We start from the raw sequence: 2,453 nt of genomic DNA, 5'->3' as shown, positions 1-2,453 counted from the left end.
AAAAAGTTGCCATTGTTGCCTGCATGAGAAAGATGGTTGTTATCTTAAATTCAATGCTAAGAGATGGTGTTATGTGGGATACAGATAGCCTCAAAAATTAACTATTGACGCCATAGTCTCTTGTTATAACTTTATGCCAAATCTGCCTGACAATGCTTACAAACAATAGCTTCGCTTTTAACCAACTCAGCACATTTCGGGCATTTTTTGTGCTCTCCAGACTCAATCGCAGCCGCCTCTACTTTAGCTGTAACTGGTGAAACGACAAGCGCAACTATCAAGCCAATTAAAGGCGATAGCAATAATGACAATATGAAAAATCCTATTCCTGAGCGTCCTTTACTTGCAGCAAAAGCCCCAACACCAATAGACAACCCTAACCATATAATTATCCCAAACATACATTTCCCCCTTTTTCTGTTAATAAATAATTCTTAAGTTATAACGCCGCATTAAGGTGTGAGCAACGCTACCACGAAACTTAACCTTGCCACCGTAAACACTGAACCCAACGATGGAATGAAAAATGCCAAGCGTTGGGAATCACTCTTAAATGCTTTGTTATATTTTTTGTGTTATCGGATTTTTACTAGCCGATGCTCCGTGTTTTGCTTAGCTAAAAATGTTTCCATTGAAGGAGAAACTGGAGCTTCAATCGCAAAGTCACCAAATTTGTCACAGAACTTTTTCCATTGGTAAGAGAGCTTTCTTTTGTTTCTAAGGAATGGGTGTAGCCAGACCCAACACAAAACCCACGTACCACCAACATTTCTGAATAAACAACCACCAACACACCTTGTTGGCATTTGATCATGTTCGTCAGTACAAACATCCATCGCATTTTCAATGAACATGAAGCCTATAGTATTTTCATCATGTTTCTTTGCGTCATACTGAACGTTGTCAAAGTGCATTTCACTTTTAAAGTAGCGAGCCATTCTCTCTAAGGCTTCTTTTTCATCCAAACTACTCGATTTTGTAACTTCTCTTAACCCATTGCTACTCAAACAGGTATCAAATACAGGCAATGATATTGTGAACTTATCTGTCACAAGACTCTCCTAAAAATATAACGCCCAGTTAAGGGGTGAAGCACGCAATGACCAAGCTGCTGCATAGCACTTCAACACTTAAGTCAACGCATATCAAAAATGCCACGCGTGCTGAATCCCTCTTTAACTGTTTGTTATGTTTAGCTTTTTACTTGCTCGATTACTTCACCTTTCGGACTTAATTTTTTATAACCAGAAGAAGCTGAGAAAGATTTAGGTGTAGACATATGATGCCAAGCTTCATACAAAGCAACAACGTTACCATCTTGGTCTTTTTCGACAAAAGAGTAGTCATCGTCATCTCGCATATGACGTGAATTGTTTGAGTAGTTGGTAAGCTCCAACGTATTTTCGCTAGGAATACCAAACACCTTGCGATACTCGTTAGCACGATCAGTGTTCCATTGTTCAGAGCCAATAACATATTTTGGATCAATTGCCATACTGCACCTTTTAACATTTTATATTTATCATGAGTCTGCAATTTTGCTCCTGAAACCACCTTTATGCAACAAGTCCCTGCTATACATAACGCCCTGTTAAGGTGTGAGCAACGCAATACCGATGTCGCCGCATACCACCTTAAACACTAAACACAACGCATAGTAAAAATGCCACGCGTTGGGAATCACTCTTAAATGCTTTGTTATGTTTATATTTTACAAGTACTTATCTTTGCACGCATTACAAACATAGTGACTTTCTACTAGCTGACCAGTATTGGATTGACCACATATTTCGCATACATTAAAAGTAGAGTTGAAACCAAGCTTTAATTTCTTACCTTTCAATTCGCTGATTAATTGCAAATTTACGCTTGATCGAGGTGTTTCTTGATTTTCAACATTCTCAGAAGGCCCTTCAGGCTTAATATCATTATTTTCCTTCGATAACCTTTCATCTTTATCCTCAGCAAATGAAGGTTCAATTTTTTGATCACTGCTAGGTTTAACATTTTCTACTGATTTGACGCCATTACTTTTAATTGAATGAACTATAGCGGCACCAACAATGAGAACTGTACCGTTTAAGATAACAAGAAACGCAACACCTTCATGAATCGAACTTGTTGCTGTACCAAATACCATAAACCCGAAAAGATAGGCCAGAACACCTAAAACTGAAAACAGTACGACCATTAAATTTCCTCATTAGTTAATTAGATAAACATAACGCCGCGTTAAGTGGTGAACAACGCGACCACCTAACCTAAACCATTGTGCCGTAAACACTAAAGCTGATTCAAACTTAAAATGCCAAGCGTTGTGAATCCGTCTTAAACGCTTTGTATGGATAATAAGTACTCCAATCGGGTAAGGTGAGACCCAGACTTTAGCTGCAACTAAAGTTCTTCTATCTGGTAGTTCGATTGAACGATGGCTCCTCAATTGAGAGACCGGT

5 protein-coding genes and 2 pseudogenes are annotated in these 2,453 nt (G+C 38.6%); 1 reads left to right on the top strand and 6 read right to left on the bottom strand.

Annotated features, from left to right (window positions below):
* Positions 1-101, top strand: a pseudogene (locus FKN16_RS24110) (IS110 family transposase); the annotation flags it as partial.
* Positions 102-131: 30 nt separating this feature from the next.
* Here the strand turns inward: FKN16_RS24110 and FKN16_RS24105 are convergent.
* The 6 genes and pseudogenes from FKN16_RS24105 to FKN16_RS24470 all read right to left on the bottom strand — a co-directional run.
* Positions 132-401: a zinc ribbon domain-containing protein gene (locus tag FKN16_RS24105; RefSeq protein WP_025549200.1), complete on the bottom strand. Its 270-nt coding sequence runs from the start codon at positions 399-401 to the stop codon at positions 132-134.
* A gap of 174 nt (positions 402-575) precedes the next feature.
* Positions 576-1,052, bottom strand: coding sequence for a hypothetical protein (locus FKN16_RS24100; protein ID WP_170903720.1), 477 nt, complete (start codon positions 1,050-1,052; stop codon positions 576-578).
* A gap of 28 nt (positions 1,053-1,080) precedes the next feature.
* Positions 1,081-1,191 (bottom strand): annotated as a pseudogene (locus tag FKN16_RS24855) (DUF3265 domain-containing protein); the annotation flags it as partial.
* 1 nt (position 1,192) lies between these two features.
* Positions 1,193-1,495, bottom strand: a complete 303-nt coding sequence (locus FKN16_RS24740) for a hypothetical protein (protein WP_170903719.1) — start codon at positions 1,493-1,495, stop codon at positions 1,193-1,195.
* 216 nt (positions 1,496-1,711) lie between these two features.
* Positions 1,712-2,191, bottom strand: coding sequence for a hypothetical protein (locus FKN16_RS24735; RefSeq protein ID WP_170903718.1), 480 nt, complete (start codon positions 2,189-2,191; stop codon positions 1,712-1,714).
* Between the two features lie 12 nt (positions 2,192-2,203).
* Positions 2,204-2,453, bottom strand: a 250-nt coding sequence (locus tag FKN16_RS24470) for a hypothetical protein (RefSeq protein ID WP_212756562.1), incomplete at its 5' end; no start/stop codon positions are given.

This window comes from Vibrio sp. 11-4(1) (genome assembly GCF_013048625.1).
Taxonomy (GTDB): domain Bacteria; phylum Pseudomonadota; class Gammaproteobacteria; order Enterobacterales; family Vibrionaceae; genus Vibrio; species Vibrio diabolicus.
The sequence above is the reverse complement of the archived record's forward strand: the minus strand, read 5'-3'. Positions and strand labels throughout refer to the sequence as shown.